The following is a 15906-nucleotide window of genomic DNA, read 5'->3' on the forward strand; positions in this document are numbered from 1 at the left end:
ACAGCATGGCCTCATCGGTGACGGCGGCGCCGCCGGACGAGCCTCGAACTTCCGCGCAGCTTCTCGTCCTGCCGTACCGCACGGCTCATGGCGCTACCGGCCGTTCGGCTGTTCCCCTAGATCGGACGCGCAAGAGATGATCAACGTGATGAGGTCGCGCATCGGGGTCAGGAGATCCGGATAGGCCGTGGCGTTGAGGTCGTACAGGCGCAGGGTGCCCTTGCGGCGCACCGTCAGCAGACCCGCGTCGCGCAGGATCTTGAGATGGTGGGAGGTCGCGGGCTGGGACAGCTCCAGGTGCGCGGCGATGTCGCCGACGCTGCGCGGGGCCGCCGACTCCAGGAGGTGGACGACGATCTCCTGCCTGCGCTCGTCCCCCAGGGCGGTGAACAGCGGCCGGGTCCGCGCGAACAGCGCGAGGACGTCCCGGGCGTCGATCGAGCCGCTCATGCGGGCAGCCTGTCGCGCACGGCGGACAGCCCGCCGACCGGCAGCGCCCTGGCGGCGCCTTCGGCGATCCAGCCGTCCAGCATCATCCGCGTCTGCACGCTCACCTTCGTGAAATGCGTCTCCAGGTAGCGCCGCAGGTCGAAGGGGAGCAGCCACGGCAGCACGCGCAACCCCAGGCCCACCACCCAGGACGGAACGGCGAGGGAAGCACGCAGCCCGTACTGGGCGGAGACCACGGCGACGGCCTCCCGGACGGCCGCAGCGGCACGCCGCAACCCCCTGCTCGACGCGGGCAGCCGCCAGCCGGAGGACTCCAGCTCGGCGATGTAGGGGATCATCCGGGCGGCGGTGAGCTCCCCCGTGCCGGCCCGCGTCACCCGCCTGGCCCGTACGCCACCGGCCCGGAGCGCCGCGACGACCTGCGGGGCGCGCGCTCCGGTGACGCCCGTCGCCGAACCCGGCGGCACCCAGTACGCCACCCCCGGCCCGGGGACCTCCCGCTCCAGCGGCGCCTGGTAGGCGAGCAGCGTCGGGGTCACCTGGACGATCTGCTCCTGCGGCCAAACACGGGCAAGGGTGCGCAGATCGCCCGAATCCTGCCCGATGGTGACCACCGTGGCCGTGCCGGTCACCGCGCGCAGCGCATTCGTCCACTCGCCGCGCAGCGCGGGCGAGTCCACGCAGAGCCACACCATGTCCCACCGTACGCGGGGCGGCTCGCTGATCACCTCGTACGGCACGATCCGCTCACTCACCGGAGCCCGCCCCCACCGGAGCCGGTACAGCGACGCCCCCTCCCAGCCCTCCCGGCCCGGCCTCACGAGATAGCTGACCTGGGCCCCGGCCGCGGCCAGCCACGCCCCGAACACCTGCCCCAACGCCCCGGCCCCGACAATCAGCACCTTCGACATTTACGCTCCATAGATCTAAATATTTGGATGCATGGAGCATCATCCTGACAGAAGCCGCCAGTGTCCGCATACGGCCCCTTCGATCAGGTTTCCCCGGCCCCGGCTCGCGGTCGGCCAGCAGCCCCGCCGCCCATGATCCAGGGGTTCCGGTCAAGCAGGACACGATCGACGCGATTCTGGGCGTGCGGGCGGGCTCCGTGACCGAGACGCCGCCGTCGGCCAGGCGACACAGGGTGTCCGGTTTCGGCCGCGGCCGACAGCTTGACGCGCCCGCTCAGTTGTCGAAGGCCCGCACCGCGGCGGCGATAGGCTCGAGCTCCGCGACCAGCTCGTCGAGCTCGTCCGCACTGAGCACGTCGTACGCCGGCGCGGCCAGCTCATCGGTGAGCGCCTCGATCCGCTGCTTGGTATCCCGGCCGGCGTCGGTGAACCCGCCGGCGGCGTCCACAAGGCCGCGGCCGCGCAGCCCGTCGACCACGGCGGTCAGCCGCGCCTTGGGCAGGTGGTGGATCCGGCCGAACTCCTCCGCCCTCATTCCGAGGGAAACAGCCATGAGGACATGGGCCTCGGTGCCACCGATGCCGTGGGCGAGAAGGGCGGCGTTGTGGCCATCCCCGCGGTGCTCCCGCAGCAGCGTCGCCGCGTGCCAGAGCCTGGCCACCGGCTCCTCGGGCAGGTCGAGCGCCCGCAGCCCGGCGTACAGTGGCCGGCCCTCGGCCGGCGCGCTGACCGCTGCCCGGGTGGCGAGGTCGGCGGCCCGCACCAGACCGGGCGAGCCGGCGAGCTCCCCGATCAGCTGCCGCAGGGCTGCGGAGCTGCCCCTTTCACGCACGGCGATCGCCTCCTGCGGGGTGATCTTTCCCCACACCCAGGGGATGTGGCGTGCCACCTCGCCGTCGGCGAAGTTGTAGAAGACCGCGTGTACGACCGCGGCCGGCACCAGCCCAAGCGGTGCGGCCCGGCCCGCGAAGTATCCGTCCCAGTAGTTGCGCATGCCGACGGCCAGGAACGCCTCGTTCACCACCTCGGAGAAGGTGACGGTGGCGATCGGCTCGACGAGCTCGAACATGCGGTGGATCTTGGCCTGTGGGTGCTGCTGCATCGCTCGGCATCTTCCTCGGTCGTGACAACTGGTCGTGACAGCGCCCTCGCGGGCGACCGTTCACCCTGGCTACGAACGACGCGGCCCGGATACGACAACTCCGGTCGACAATTTCCGGGCCGATTCTGCCGGGCAGCGTCGGGGTGTCACCCGGACTCGGCCACCGCTCGGTTGCCGCGGTCTGTTTGCCGTCTGGTCCAGGCACGGATCGAATGGCTCGAGCAGGCCTGCCAACCGCTCCATGGCACCCTCAGCGAAGAGTCCTTCCAACGCCTGGTCTCGGCCTTGACCATCGTGGTCGGCTGGGAAGCACAGATCGCCCTGCGCGATGTCCGCGGCCTCGACCCCCAGGCCGAACAGGAAACGGTCATCTGGGCCGCACGAGCCCTGGTCGAGGCAGCGATCAAGGAAAAGTGACCTGGACCAATGAAGAGGCGATCGCCTCGCGGTATCAGTGCTGGGCCCCGGTCAGATTGCCCACCGCTTCCTCCAGTATCCCGAGACGGCGTCCTTCTCGCCGGGTAGCCCCGGTGCATTGCTGCACCAGGACTACCCGGCGAGCGGAGGGCAGAAGTGGCCGGCCAGCAGCGGAGTGATCTGGCCCGGGTCGTGGTCATATCCGGCCGGAAATTCCCGTTAAGCCTCCGATGACGCGATCGCGTACGGGCGCGGCGCGGGTGAATCGGTCTCGATTCGGGTGTACCAGCGGGTAGTGACGCCAGGCGCGCAGCGTGACGCGTTGTGGCACAGGAGTATCTGTCCGCCGCACAGGTTGACCGGTATGGCCGGTTTGTGGCGGGCCCGACGCCGGAAGAGCTGGAGAGGTTCTTCTTCCTGGACGCCGCCGCCCTGGAAGAAGCGCGGGACAAGCGGCGCTGGGGCGGCCGCCTACGCGAGCTGCGTGATCCGGCCGCCACCGATGAGGAGGAATGAGGCGGATGGGTGAGCAGCGGGAGGACCTGGTCACGATGGCGGATCCGGCGAAGCTGGCCGCGGCCCTGGTGGCCATCGGTTTGCTGAAACGCTCGTTCACCGCCGCCGAGCTGGCGTCCGAGGCCGAGCGGGCCGGAGTTGCACCGGCTGGAGCTGGCGCACACCCTGGCGGGCTCGGCTGACATGCGTTCCTCATGGCGGCGGGCGCGGTGTCCACGAGAAGCCGCTGAAGGGACAGGCGGCCCGCGAGCGGGGCCGCCCCAGTGGGCGGCCCCGGATGTTGGACGCCATGATCGAACTGTCGTGGGCCAGCAGACTAGCGTCGGCGGCACTCAGCCGAAGAAGTTGTAGGCACGGTTGATCCTTCCTTCCTCCATGCGCACGACTCCGTAACCGGTGGCCAGAGGAGTGGCGGAGGCGTCAGGCTGGATGAGGTGCCAGGAGAACAGGGCCAGATCATGGTGAGTACTGATCACCTTGGTCGCTGCGAGCACAAGGTTGCCGAGTTTCTCCTCACGTGCGTCGCCTATGGCGGCTGCGATGTTGTTGCGGCCTTCGGCTGTCCAGTCGGGATCGATGACTGTGGCGTTCTCCGTAAAGATCGCCTCGATTGTGGCGTTGCGGTGGTCGCGATCCAGGTCGTTCCATGCGGCGAAATAGGTGTGGACGATGTCGTCGATGGGCTCGCTCATGACGTGATCTCCTCTGTGTCTGCTGCTGCTTGAGGGATGGGGCGGCGGCTCTCGGCCGGTTCAGTAGCCGATGGTGAAGCGTCGCTGGACGAAGCGAGGGAGTTCCACCTCGTCGATGAGGGCGACGGCGGCATCCTCCGAGGAGATGCGGCTGCGTCCGTCGGCGTCGAGGACCGCCTGGTCGCCGCCGATCCGGAACCGGCCGGTGCGCCGGCCGGGGGCGATCTCCTCGGCCGGGCTGAAGTAGGTCCAGAGCCGGTTGGAGGTGCGCAGGACGTTCAGGGCGTCCCTATGTCCGCGTACGGCGGCGGCGTACCCTCCCGGCAGCCCCAGCTGGTCGAGGCTCTCGTGCAGAAGTTCGTCGGAGTCGGCTCGTACGAGGCCAGGCTCGATCTCCAGGCTGCCAGCGCCGCCGATCACGATCAACCGGGTCCGGAGGTGGCTCTCCAGCGCCTTGAGCAGTGCTCGGGCGGCGGTGGCGTAGACCGTGGGGTCAGCGATTGAACGCGACACGGTGTCGGCGAAGTCATTGGCAGCGTTGCCGGGCTGGTATCCGCTGATCAGGACGTCCAGTCCGGGCAGTACCGCGGCGATGCTTTCGGCGTCGAGGACGTCAACGCTCTTCCAGACGATGTTATCTCGCTCTTCACTGATCCGGCCGGCGTCGCGGGTGAGCGCTGTGACGTGATGCCCCCGGTGGAGGGCTTCGGTGACCACGCGGCTTCCGATACCACCCGTGGCTCCGATGATCCCGATGTGCATGAGGTCTCTCCTTCTGACTTGTGTGGCGCGCAGAAACTATACGCCGCGAAGTTTAGATACGCGACACAGCCTAGTGACGCTGTAGAGTGTCGGCTGTGGGAAGCACGGGAGGACGCCGAGAACGGCTGCGGGCCGAGACGACAGCGGAGATCAAGCAGGTCTCGCTCAGGCTGATGGCCTCGGGCGGACCCGACGCGATAACGCTGCGGGCCATCGCCCGCGAGATGGGCATGACCGCCAACGCCATCTACGGCTACTTCGCCACCCGCGACGACCTGGTCACCACGCTGATCAACGAGGTGTACACGGCGCTGGCCGACGCGGTGGACACCGCATGGGCCAACGCCCCTGCTGCGGATCCGGCCCATCGGATCCAGACGTGGGCGCGAGCCTTCCGGGACTGGGCTCTGGCCAATCCCGAGGGATTTCGCCTCATCTATGGCGACCCCGTGCCCGGCTACCAAGCCCCCGAGGGCGGCGCCGCCCCGGACGCTGCGCACCGCGTCTGCACAGGCATCGCCGCCCTCGCGGACGCCGCCTGGCCGCACGCCGAGCACCTTTACGCGGACAGCGACTTCCAGTGGCCCGACTTCGACGGCGGGCTTCTCAGTAAGGTTCGCCCGGCATTCCCCGACCTGCCGCCGGCCGGCGTGGCACTCGCACTGCGCATTTGGGGCCACCTGCACGGCCTGGTGTCACTGGAGATCTACGGACACCTGCAGACCCAGACGATCAGCCCCGGCAAGCTCTTCCAAGAAGAACTGACCCAGCTCGTCCGGTCGCTGGGCATCAAGTCCGAGGGGTGACGGCCCTCGACAGCGGGAAACTGCCGGATGGCGATCTGGTCCGGGACGTCGCCATGCTCCCATTCCTCACTGACCACCCTGGCGGGATCGCCATGGTGGACGAGCGGAAGACCACACTGGAGCACGGCCCGACAAAGCTCTGTCCGGCGAACACTGGCGCAGCCCGAGTCCAAGGTCGCGTTGTACGCGGCGATCCGCCGTGATTTTCGAGCGGGGCTGTCTATGCGGGCCACCCAAAGCAAGGACGACGTGGGCTTCCGCACGGTGGGGAAAGATCGGCCGGGAACCGTTGAGCACGCGCGTTCCTGACATGAGCGATCGTCGTGACTCCCGGCCGCCCACTTGCCATGAAGCCGAGTGAACACGTCCTGCACCACGTCTTCGGCCGTCTTGTGATCGCCGACGAGCAGCACCGCGAACCGCACAAGACTGAGCCGATGCAGGCGAAAGAAGGCGACCAGGTCAGCATCAGGGATGCGGCTGGCGGAGCGGATACTTTCGGTGCCGGCTCCGCCGGCCGCAGGATTTCACTGTCCATGATCTATGAACGCCCGGCCCCTGCCGATCCGCTGCTTCTCCACGTCGGAGATCCGGAGAAAGATCCAGTCCACCCCCGGTCAGGATCGTTTTCGCCCAGCATGTTCAAGCGAGGGGTCTTGGTGCGGACGAGCCGGGCCTGCGAGGTCAGCCCGGGCCGACGGCGTAAGCTCGGGTGATCGTCTGGGCCAGGGTGGTGCCGGACGTGCCGTGGGCAGTAGCCCTCAGCGAGACGAACCCGGGCGTGCGCGGGTTCGATATCGTGGCGGTCCATCCCGTGGCGGTGCGCTGGGCCGGGATGGTACGCCAGCTCGTGCCGTCGTCGGAGGAGAGCTCCAGCTTGAGCGTGGAGGGAGTGCCCTCGACCCTGATGGGCAGTTCGGTCAGTGAGCCGGGTCTGGCGCGGTTGAGGTCGTCGAGTCCGCGGGGCGCGTAGCGCACCGCCATCAGTGGTAGCGGCCGCTCCGCTTCCGTGCGCGCTGACCGGAAGGTCCACACGCTTTCCACCGCCGTGGACAGCGCGGAGTAGGGCGCTTGCCTGCGCAGGGACGCCCGCAACGTGTAGAGGCTCGATTCCGCCGGCAGCGCGGCTTGGAGGCGGCAGGTTTCCCACTGGTCGAGCGCACAGCCGGCGAGGGGTGTCTCGGTGAGCACGTGCCCGTTCCGGCTGAGGGTGGCGGTGCCCGTGGCCGCGCTGTCCGCTCCGACCCTGCCAGGGACGGGGTCGGTGAACAGCCCGGCGGTGGAGAAGGTCAGCGTATCCCCGGTACGGCTGCCGCGAATCCCGGCTGTCGCGGGACCGGTCACCGCGGCGTTCCAGGTTTGCCGGGTATGCTGTCCGGGCTTCATGGCTTGGCCATCGTCGGCGAGCATATACGTGCCGAGTTCGAGCATGCTTTCCCAGATCAGGCCGGGCGTGCGGTAGTAGGTGAGCGTACCGGGCAGGTCCAAGTCCTGGCGTGGCGAGGCCAGGGGCACCGGCCAGTCGTCGCGGAAGCGTGGGCCGCTGAGGGGCAGGCCGGTGGCCGCCATGGCGGACGCGCGGAAGGTCGCGCTCACCGTGGCGAGGTCCTTGCGCCTGGCGGCGTAGGTGGGATCTTCGGGTAGGCCGCCGGCGCGGTGGTCGGCGAGGTCGTACAGGTACGGGCTCGGCACGACGTCCTTGCTGAACCAGATGGTCCGCAGCAGGTAGCGCAGGCCCTCCTGGCGTGAAGGGACGATGAAGAGCCTGGTGTTGGGGTCCTCGCTCGACCAGTTCGCGATACCCCAGGCGCCGTGTGCCAGGCTCAGCAAGTGGCCGCGTCCGGGGGCCGCGCTCGGATCGTCCAGCGTGACCCGTACCGGATTGCCCTTGCGTGCGTCCACGACCACCTGCTGGTCGCGATCGGCGATGCGCACCGCGGTGTGCGCGAAGGTCTTGCCGTACGCCCGCTCGCTGAAGTTGGCGTAGACATCCCACTCACCCACGGGCAAGCGGGCCTTGCCGATGCCGTCCTGGACGGCGAGTTCGTGGACGACGCCGGTCTTCGGGTCGTACAGCTCGACGTACGGATGGGCGGGGTTGCCGTCCCTGCCGATGACGCTCACGGTGAGGTTGTACGACTCCGGCTCGACGTACGCGCCGGCCGACGTGCGGATCACGCTCTGGCCGGACCTGGCGGTGATGATGCCGGGGTAGTCGCCCGGCGCTTTCTGGCGGGCATCGATGGTGAGGGTGAGCGATGCCTCGCCTTTCGCGGGCACTTCCAGCCGTTGGGTGGACAGCTTCAGCGTCTCCCCTTCGGCGGCCAGGTCGATGATGGCCGGGGTGTCTGCGGTGTTGGCGTAGGTGAGTGTTCTGGTGGCCAGCCGCTCATCCGGGCCGTTCCAGGGGAAGGTGGCCCACAGATCGCCCGGTAGGGCCACTATCTGCTGGTCGACGGCGCGGCTACGTCCACCCGGCCGGTGCCTTGCTGGTACGGCGTCGCGCCGGCCGAGGGCGCGGCGCTGCCGATGAGCGCCGCCTTGAGCTGCCGGCCGGTCCATTCGGGGTGCTTCTGGGCCAGGATCGCGGCGGATCCCGTCACATGGGGCGCGGCCATCGAGGTGCCGCTGAGCGTCTGGTAGCCGCCACCGGGTGCCGCGGCGACGATGTCCACGCCCGGCGCGGTGATGTCCGGCTTGATCGCATGATCGCCCTGCCGCGGTCCCCAGCTGGAGAAGTCGGCGATCCGGTCCGACCTGTCGACCGCGCCGACGGTGAGAGCGGCGTCGGCGCTGCCGGGGCTCGAAATTGTGCCGGGCCGGCCACTGTTGCCGGCGGAGATGACGAACAGCGTGCCCGTCCGCTCCGACAGGGAATTTACGGCCTCTTCCAGGGGGTCGAGCTCCAGCGTGTCGGGCCCGCCGAGACTCATGTTGACGATCTTGGCCTTGACTTCGAGGGCGGCCCATTCCATGCCCGCCAGGACGGCAGAGTCGGCGATACCGTCGGCACCGCCGACCTTGCCGATGGCCAGCTTGGCGTCGGGCGCGACGCCCCGGTATTTCTCTCCGGCTCCGGCGACGGTCGAGGCGACGTGGGTGCCATGGCCGAGGGTGTCGCGGATGTCAGGGTCCTCACTGAAGTTGCGTTCGTAGGCCACTGTCCCCTTCAGATCTGGATGGTCGGGGTCGTAGCCGGAGTCGAGTACGGCCACGGTGACGCCCTTGCCGGTCAGGCCGAGCTCCCAGGCCGTGGTCGCTCCGATCTGCTTGACGCTCTGATCGAGGTCGAAGGAGCGGCGGCCGTCCAGCCAGAGTTTCGTGTTCCCGGTGCCGAGGGCGCGGGCGCCGCTGGTCAGGTCCTTCCACGTCTGGCCCGCGCTTTCCTTCGGCACACGCAGCGTGGTCATGCCGGCGCCGGCAAGCCGCCGGGCCTGGCGGGCGGCCGCGGGAATCTGCGCCGACTGGGCGATCAGAGGGATGTCGGATCTGCGGGCATCGTCATAGCGCCAGGCCAGCAGCTGGGTGACGTCGAACAACCGCCGGTCGAGCGCGCCTCCGACCACCAACGGGCGGGCGTCGGACGGAATCACGTACAGATGCCCTTGGCGCATCTGGCTGGTGAAGTCCACCCGCCGGCCAGGACCGGGGACGACGCGGAAACCGTTGCCGGCGACCATCACCCGGTCGCCGGTGATCAATGTCACACTGCTCGACGTGCCGGTGCCGACGGGCGCGGCCGATGAGGGTGTGGGGATGGTAGCGGCCGCTCCCGCCAGCAGGACGGCCATGAGCGCGTTGCGTAAGTTCATCGTGGGCCTCTCGGGCACGGGAAGATTGGCTGGCCTGTTGTTGCCCGCAGGTCCTGGACGGGTTCACGCACCGGGCGCATGGCTGTCGAGAACTCGATTCGTCCCATCGGGAAACAGCAGGCATGACACGAACCCCACCGGAGGAGATGGTCGAGGCGGACGACGCCGAGCTCATCCGCCGGTCAATCGACGACCCGGAGCAGTTCGCCGGCGTGTTCGACCGGTATGTCGAGCAGATCCACCGCTATGCCGCGCGGCGGTTGGGCGTGCAGGCCGCCGACGACATTGTGGCGGAGACGTTCCTGACCGCCTTCCGCTCCCGCGCCTCCTACGATCACGCGCAGCCGCTGGCCAGGCCGTGGCTGTACGGCATCGCGACCAACCTCATCGCCAGGCAGCGACGTGGCGAGGAGCGGTTCCTGCGGGCGCTGGCGCGCACCGGCGTGGAGCCGCCGCCTGAGTCGATGGCTGACGCGGTGATCGAGCGCGTGGCCGCGCAGGCCGAGGACCGCCGGCTAGCGGGGGCGCTGACGGGCCTGGCCAGCGGTGATCGCGACGTGCTGCTGCTGGTGGCGTTGGGAGAACTGGCCTACGACGAGGTGGCGCAGGCGCTCGACATCCCGATCGGGACCGTGCGCTCGCGCTTGCACCGGGCCCGCAAACAAGCGCGGGCCACCCTCGGCACCGGCCATCACACGAGAGAGGATGCATGATGGATGACTTCGGACGGTTCCTCGAGGCCACCCCGGCGATCACCGGTGAGGCGAAGGAGGCGGCGCGCACCCAGTTGCTGCAGGCCATCCGTGAGCCGGTCCCCATGTCGCCGATGCCCCCGCTGATGACCCCGCCGAGGCGGCGCAGGCCGCGCCTGGCCTGGCGTCTGGCGCTGGCTGCGTCGGTCGCGCTGGCCGTCGGCGCGGGCGTCCTCGTGGTGCGCGGCGATGAACAACCTGCCACCACCCCGGTCGCCAGCGTTCGGGATCTCGGCGACAAGGCGGCCAGGAGCGCCGAGACCGACCCGTACGAGATCACGCCGTCGCCGGGCCGCTGGCTGTACGTGAAGCAGACGATCGCTCCGCTCCGCAAGGAGCCGGAGCCCGAGGTGGATCGCGACAAGCGCATGACTCTTGAGACGTGGCACAGCTTGGACGGCAAGCAGATCGCGTTGGACAACGGACGGGGCAAGCTCGTCACGAACGAGTTCGGCCCCGGCGTCACGGGCGCGGACCTGGCCAGGGCGCCGGTCACCCCCGAGGAAATGATCGCCAGGATCGGGGCGAGCGTCGATGCGACCCCGGTGACAGAGTTCGACGACGCGACCAGGCAGGAGCGGATCTTCCGGACGATCTCCCAGTTGCTGGGCGAGCAGCCATTGGTCGCCGACGTGCGGGCCGCGTTGTTCCGCGCGCTGCCCATGATCCAGGGGGTTTCGGTCAAGCAGGACGCGATCGACGCGGCAGGCCGTCGCGGGGTCGCGTTCGGCTACACGGGAGCCTGGGAGCGCTCCGAGATCATTGTGAGCGCGCAGGACTACCGGTTCTTGGGGACGTATGGCGAGACCGTCGCCGATCGCACGTTCCCAATCAGCAAGATGATGGTCAGGGCAGGCACGCCGACGGTGTGGACCGCGAACATGGAGAGCCAGGTTGTCGATAGGCCGGGGGACCGGCCGTAGGGGAACAGACACGACGCAGAATGATGCGGTCCATTGCTCGACGCGACGAGGCGTAGTCATGTCGGACGACACTTGATTGCCACGGGAGCCCAACGATGGGCGCGGCCACCAGGCCGCGCCCATCGTCATTGCTGGGTCAGTCCTGCGATGCGGTTTCGGCTCGCCTCTTCCGAGCGGGCTCAGTCACCCGGCATCCAGGGCCCCGACGCACAAGAACACATCCACCAACTCCGCAATGCACTGTCCACACTCATCGCCAAACACGGCTGGACTACCAGGGACGAGCCCCGCTGACCAGCGCCTTATGACCAGGACCCCGGTCCAGGCACGGTCCGTACTCGCCACAGGTCATATCGTCCATCCGTTTGCTCCCCCCGATGAGTTCATGACCTGACCAGCGCAGATGATCAGGACACCCTTGTCCGGGGATGCCGCACAATGGCCGCGCGGCTGCTCGTGGTGATCAGTTCTGGGATGAACTGGATCACGGCGATGCGGCCGTCTTCGCGTACGTCGAGTCGCGGAATCGCGATCAACGACCATGCGCAAGCCGCGCACGATCACCATCCGTCACTGCTTCACGGAGCCTGATCCAGATCCCGACCACAGAGAGAACCTCAGATGAGGAGCTCGAACACCGGCCGAGGTGGCGCCGCGGCGAGAGCCCCCTAATGGATGGGCGTACCGGTTGCCTGTGCTTGTCGGCGGGCGTCGTCTGCGGGGCTTCCGAACGGGCTTCCACCGCCAACCTCCAGGTAGTCGCGCAGACTCGTCATGTAGTGCTGCCAGCTGCGGCTGCACATGCCGAAGCACTCCAGGTCCTCACTCAGACCTCGATGGCGGAAGACGAGCTCAGATGTGTCGCCGTCGACCGGGGTGATGGTGAACGTGGGCCTGGTGCCGACCCAGTCGGGCAGGAAGGGGCAGTCGATGACGGTCCATCGCACCGACGTCGGCCGGGTCGCCTCCTCGACGCGGATCACGAGTGGCTCGGGGGCGTTCATGAGGAACTGGAGCTCGCCGCCGGTCGCTCCTGATCCGGTCGCCGGGTTCCACCATGCCGCGAGCCCCGTGATGGTGGTGAGCGCCTCGAAGAGGACGTCAGGAGAGGCTTTCACCCGTACGGTCGTCTGGTAGTCCGCAGTGCTTGTCATGGGCAGGTCCTTCAGTTCGAATGCTGGTTGTTGTGGCGCGGAACAGGGGCAGGCCCGTCAAGGTCGGCAAGATCGGGTAGCCGCCAGGGGAACCCGTACACCACCGGCTCCCCCGGCCCGTTCGACCCGCATGTCAACAGCGAGCCCGCTCCTGACTGTCATCTGGGCAACTCCGCCGAGTCGCAGGTCGATTGCCACCCTTTCCTCGAGCTGGGACGACCGGCCTTCGGATGTGGTGAGCGCGACCCGCACCTGCTCAGGAGGGCTCGTGAGCTCCACGCTCCGCTCGATCCAGTCGGGGAATGCCATCACAGCCTCCAGCGAATAGCAACCAATTGGTTGCTATAATATGGCAAGCAGTCGGTTGCATCAAGGTCTAGCAGTGGCTCCCCCGCCGGGCCCTGGAGAGGCGGATCTCCCCCCTCTCCGGCAGACCGCGGCCCTTCCCAAGGAAGACCAGGTACCGCCAAGGAACAAAAGGCCGCAGCAACCACGGCACGGGCAGCGGAGCGAGGCGGTGAGCCCACCGCCCTCTGCGGCACAGGAACCGCCCACCGCCACCCCGGACACAACCCCACCAGCAACAGGCGGATCCGGCAGCCTGGTCACACCCCTCGCCAGGATCTCCATCCAGCCCTTGCAACGATCCGACCGGCCGCGGGCGACACCAAGCCAACCCCCACACCACAAGCCAACCGAACCACCCGAAACGAACACATAGACCAGCCCGCTGCCTACACCCGCCCTCGGCCCGGGCCCGCGGCAGACCGACACCTTCCACGACAGCGTCATCGCCGGACGCCTCGGCCTGGGCAACGCCTCCCGCACCCTGCCGTACGTGCTCGGCGCCGGCCATCCGGCCTCCGACCCCAACCCCAACTCCGCAGCCACCACCCGGCCCGCAGGCCCGATCACCCCGTCCGACACGATCACGGCGGCATAGCAGGACACCCATCCCTCCAGAACCTGCCCAGATCGATCGACACTCCCGCACCACGATCGGCCCATCAACACCACACTCGCCGCACACGCCAGGGTCACCTCTGAAGCCCAACGTGCCGCTAGCGGCTCATGCCGCTCCGGGGGGAACCGTTTCTTGCATCCGCTGCACGAGGCTCTCCTTGCACCCCTGAGGTGATTGCTCTCTTTGGTGAGCGAGTACGGGCGAAGCCCGTTCCGCTAATTGTTTGATGAGTGTTCAATGTTCACCAAACCAGCGCCTTTACAATGTAGATCACGTCTGTCGGCAGTCCGAGACAGACGAGGACTGCTCGAGGCCTGGCAGCCGGTGGTGGAGACCATCCTGCCGATGCCAGACGATGAGATGGGCGGGATGCTGCGCGAGCGGATCGGCATGCACCGGCTGCGGGACCGCCTGTTGGACCCGCAGCCCTCCTACACCCTCTGCGCCGGTTCACCCCGAATAGTTGGATCCGTACGCATCTCGGCCTTCGCACTTGCATGACCGCGGACGCGAGGGACTGATGAAGTCCGCCGCCAAAGAACACTGGCTCTACATCACAATGGCGGTTGTTGATTCAGACATGGGAGCCATAGCGTGAATCTCGACAAGACGGTTCACCCAAGGACGATGATCAATGTCCTCAAGTGCACATCGCTGGCGTTGTCCACACTGTTCACCCCTTCAGGATGTGGAACTCGGTGGTTTCCCAACCGGTCAGAGATGGAAACGGCCGCCATCGATCAAGTTCGTGAAATCGGCGAGACGCCGGGCACAGGTCAATGCCGAACTCACATATGACGGTACAGTTCAAGTCGTGGACATCGTATTGCTAGATGTCGGCGCGGCGACCTCCGACGAGGCACTGAAAGTTGCACACAATCCTTTGCTGCAGCGAGGATGGCGAGACAGAGGAACAGGGCCGAATTTTATTCAGATGACATCCCCGAAATGGGAGCAAGTAGCCCTGTCAATCGACCCCACAAGTCAACTTCACCCCCTTAAGTGCAGTTGGATTCCAAAACCGAGCAATGCTGCGATCCGGATCATCCAGAATCAACGGCTACGTAGTCATAGATCTATCTAAGATGGCCTAATCGCCTTTGGTCCCCCACTCTGACGGGGAGCCGGGCTCTCGGTGGTGGAAGTGGGCTGTGCAGCAGTTCGCTTCTGTCACCGAAGGTGCGCCGGCGGTGGTGACTCAACGCTCTTGGGGTTGCTCACCCACTACCTCGGCGAGCACAGCCCGACCAACGCCGAGCGCGGGCGTCTGGCCGCCTCACTGGCAGGCGTTGCGTCAAACGACACCTACTTCAAACGAGCAGTCGTGCATTGAATGTCGAGCAATTGGCCGACGGCTTGCACGACAGACTTCGGAACACGGCCGGATCAACATCAGGGCGTCCACTCATCCCGCTTCTGAGAGAGCAGCCGTGATCAACAATTGCACAGCTGAGCTCGAGGGCGGGAGCACTCACCACGGATGGAGCTTCCATCCCGTGTAGAACACGCAGAAAGGGCTCAGATCATGAACAGACTTCTCGCCACCCTCGCCCTGGTGGGCAGCGTCGGACTCTCCCTGTACGGAGGGTCGGCCACAGCTTCCGCCTCCGCCGTCTCCACCGCGAGCGCAGCCGGCTCCCTGTCGGGATCCTGCGAAGCCCCCTACATCGGCTCCGACAACAGGGTGCACGTCTTCTGCACCGGACCCGGCATCGCCGACCTGCACGTGCAGTGCGCGTGGGCCTGGTGGCGGGACGCCCAGACCAACATCATCGACAACGGCCGAGCAGAGCTCGCTCTGGGCTGCGGCTGGTCCCCCATCACCAGCTACTACGCCGAGATCCACTAGGAGGATCACGATGAGCATCAAGAAGATCATGGTGCTGGTGGGCGCGGCAAGCACGCTCCTGCTGGCAGCGCCGCCGGCCATGGCAGCGTCCTCGAACGCCACCGTGACCGCGACCGCGCCGTCCAGCGAGGCGGGCATCCTCAGCTGGCGGTACTACGGAACCTACGACAACCTGGTCACCTGTCAGGCAGCCGGAATCGTAGCCGTCTTCTGGGACGGCTACGCCGACTACCACTGTGACGGAGACGGGGACGGTAGCTACGAGCTCTGGGTGAGATAGGCATGAGAGTCCGCGGCCCTCCTCTTCAGGAGGGCCGCGGATGGTCCGCACCACGGGAAACCGCCGGCGGACTCAGCGACCCCCTGCCCACACGCCGGCAGCCGCCGAGCAAGGAGGCTGGGCAACCTGACCTGACCGCCGATCAAGCCCCACAAGGTCACGCCGTACCCGAAGGGCCGCCCGACACGGCCAGGTCCGCCAGGGAGACTTCGCCTCCGGCGTAGCGGCGGCGGATGGAGCGTCGGCGGGATCTGGCAGTTTGGGTTGCTTGCCCTTGGGCTTGCCATTCTTCTTGGCCAGGGCCATGCCTTCCCGGGTGCGCAGGTGTCCGAGATCGGCCTCGACCGGGCGCCCAAAGCCAGGAACGGGTCTTCCCGGTCATAGACGGACGCGTCCAGGCCGAACAGGACATCGCGGGCCGGGCAGCCCGGTGAGGATGTCGTTGGCCTCGGCCATGGTGTGGGCGAACCGGTCGAACTTCGTCACCGTGAGAAGCCGCGGTCGGCGGGGACACCG

At 67.6% G+C, this 15906-nt stretch carries 17 protein-coding genes; 9 read left to right on the forward strand and 8 right to left on the reverse strand.

The genetic code is table 11. The features are described from left to right. Nucleotides 1-93 precede the first annotated feature (93 nt). From IEZ27_RS40665 to IEZ27_RS40675, 3 genes are all read right to left on the reverse strand, one after another. Nucleotides 94-450, reverse strand: a complete 357-nt coding sequence (locus IEZ27_RS40665) for an ArsR/SmtB family transcription factor (protein ID WP_189652128.1) — start codon at nt 448-450, stop codon at nt 94-96. Next, entirely contained in the window at nt 447-1361 is a 915-nt protein-coding gene (locus IEZ27_RS40670) for a ketopantoate reductase family protein (RefSeq protein ID WP_189652129.1), read from the reverse strand. The genes IEZ27_RS40665 and IEZ27_RS40670 overlap by 4 nt, the downstream gene beginning before the upstream one ends. A gap of 274 nt (nt 1362-1635) precedes the next feature. Continuing rightward, nucleotides 1636-2463, reverse strand: coding sequence for a MarR family winged helix-turn-helix transcriptional regulator (locus IEZ27_RS40675; RefSeq protein ID WP_229824784.1), 828 nt, complete (start codon nt 2461-2463; stop codon nt 1636-1638). A gap of 285 nt (nt 2464-2748) precedes the next feature. Between IEZ27_RS40675 and IEZ27_RS55160 the strand changes: the two genes are divergently transcribed. From IEZ27_RS55160 to IEZ27_RS40685, 3 genes are all read left to right on the forward strand, one after another. Then, nucleotides 2749-2880 (forward strand): hypothetical protein, encoded by a 132-nt coding sequence (locus IEZ27_RS55160; protein ID WP_268246116.1) that lies wholly within the window; start codon nt 2749-2751, stop codon nt 2878-2880. Between the two features lie 324 nt (nt 2881-3204). Beyond that, a complete protein-coding gene (locus IEZ27_RS40680; protein WP_189652130.1) occupies nt 3205-3396 on the forward strand; it encodes a DUF4158 domain-containing protein in 192 nt (63 codons plus the stop codon). A 5-nt stretch (nt 3397-3401) separates the two neighbouring features. Then, nucleotides 3402-3578 (forward strand): hypothetical protein, encoded by a 177-nt coding sequence (locus IEZ27_RS40685; protein WP_189652131.1) that lies wholly within the window; start codon nt 3402-3404, stop codon nt 3576-3578. 150 nt (nt 3579-3728) lie between these two features. Here the strand turns inward: IEZ27_RS40685 and IEZ27_RS40690 are convergent, their stop codons facing one another. Then, nucleotides 3729-4088: a nuclear transport factor 2 family protein gene (locus tag IEZ27_RS40690; protein ID WP_189652132.1), complete on the reverse strand. Its 360-nt coding sequence runs from the start codon at nt 4086-4088 to the stop codon at nt 3729-3731. A 60-nt stretch (nt 4089-4148) separates the two neighbouring features. Beyond that, nucleotides 4149-4850, reverse strand: coding sequence for an NAD(P)-dependent oxidoreductase (locus IEZ27_RS40695; RefSeq protein WP_189652133.1), 702 nt, complete (start codon nt 4848-4850; stop codon nt 4149-4151). A 95-nt stretch (nt 4851-4945) separates the two neighbouring features. Between IEZ27_RS40695 and IEZ27_RS40700 the strand changes: the two genes are divergently transcribed. Beyond that, the gene (locus tag IEZ27_RS40700) at nt 4946-5656 is read left to right on the forward strand and encodes a TetR/AcrR family transcriptional regulator (RefSeq protein ID WP_229824785.1); all 711 of its coding nucleotides are present in this window, start codon (nt 4946-4948) and stop codon (nt 5654-5656) included. A 684-nt stretch (nt 5657-6340) separates the two neighbouring features. Here the strand turns inward: IEZ27_RS40700 and IEZ27_RS40705 are convergent. Together IEZ27_RS40705 and IEZ27_RS40710 are read right to left on the reverse strand one after the other, a co-directional pair. Further along, nucleotides 6341-8098 carry a hypothetical protein gene (locus IEZ27_RS40705; RefSeq protein WP_189652134.1) on the reverse strand — a complete coding sequence of 586 codons (1758 nt, stop codon included), beginning with the start codon at nt 8096-8098 and terminating at the stop codon, nt 6341-6343. Then, nucleotides 8098-9468 (reverse strand): S8 family serine peptidase, encoded by a 1371-nt coding sequence (locus IEZ27_RS40710; protein WP_189652135.1) that lies wholly within the window; start codon nt 9466-9468, stop codon nt 8098-8100. The genes IEZ27_RS40705 and IEZ27_RS40710 overlap by 1 nt, the downstream gene beginning before the upstream one ends. Before the next feature lie 146 nt (nt 9469-9614). On the opposite strand from IEZ27_RS40710, the gene IEZ27_RS40715 reads away from it, so the two are divergent. Together IEZ27_RS40715 and IEZ27_RS40720 are read left to right on the forward strand one after the other, a co-directional pair. Beyond that, complete coding sequence (locus IEZ27_RS40715) at nt 9615-10181, forward strand: RNA polymerase sigma factor (protein ID WP_229824786.1); 567 nt, start codon at nt 9615-9617, stop codon at nt 10179-10181. Continuing rightward, a complete protein-coding gene (locus IEZ27_RS40720; protein WP_189652137.1) occupies nt 10178-11143 on the forward strand; it encodes a CU044_5270 family protein in 966 nt (321 codons plus the stop codon). Before IEZ27_RS40715 ends, IEZ27_RS40720 begins: the two co-directional genes overlap by 4 nt. A 668-nt stretch (nt 11144-11811) precedes the next feature. On the opposite strand, the gene IEZ27_RS40725 is transcribed toward IEZ27_RS40720, so the two are convergent. Beyond that, nucleotides 11812-12297 carry an SRPBCC family protein gene (locus IEZ27_RS40725; protein ID WP_189652138.1) on the reverse strand — a complete coding sequence of 162 codons (486 nt, stop codon included), beginning with the start codon at nt 12295-12297 and terminating at the stop codon, nt 11812-11814. A gap of 1309 nt (nt 12298-13606) precedes the next feature. Between IEZ27_RS40725 and IEZ27_RS40730 the strand changes: the two genes are divergently transcribed. From IEZ27_RS40730 to IEZ27_RS40740, 3 genes are all read left to right on the forward strand, one after another. After that, on the forward strand, nt 13607-13762 hold the full coding sequence (locus IEZ27_RS40730; protein WP_189652139.1) for a hypothetical protein: 156 nt from the start codon (nt 13607-13609) through the stop codon (nt 13760-13762). 1024 nt (nt 13763-14786) lie between these two features. After that, nucleotides 14787-15110 (forward strand): hypothetical protein, encoded by a 324-nt coding sequence (locus IEZ27_RS40735; RefSeq protein ID WP_189652140.1) that lies wholly within the window; start codon nt 14787-14789, stop codon nt 15108-15110. Between the two features lie 10 nt (nt 15111-15120). Beyond that, complete coding sequence (locus IEZ27_RS40740; RefSeq protein ID WP_189652141.1) at nt 15121-15390, forward strand: hypothetical protein; 270 nt, start codon at nt 15121-15123, stop codon at nt 15388-15390. The last annotated feature ends 516 nt before the right edge of the window (nt 15391-15906 follow it).

The sequence above is a fragment of the Nonomuraea spiralis genome (assembly GCF_014648435.1).
GTDB classification, from domain to species: Bacteria; Actinomycetota; Actinomycetes; order Streptosporangiales; family Streptosporangiaceae; genus Nonomuraea; species Nonomuraea spiralis.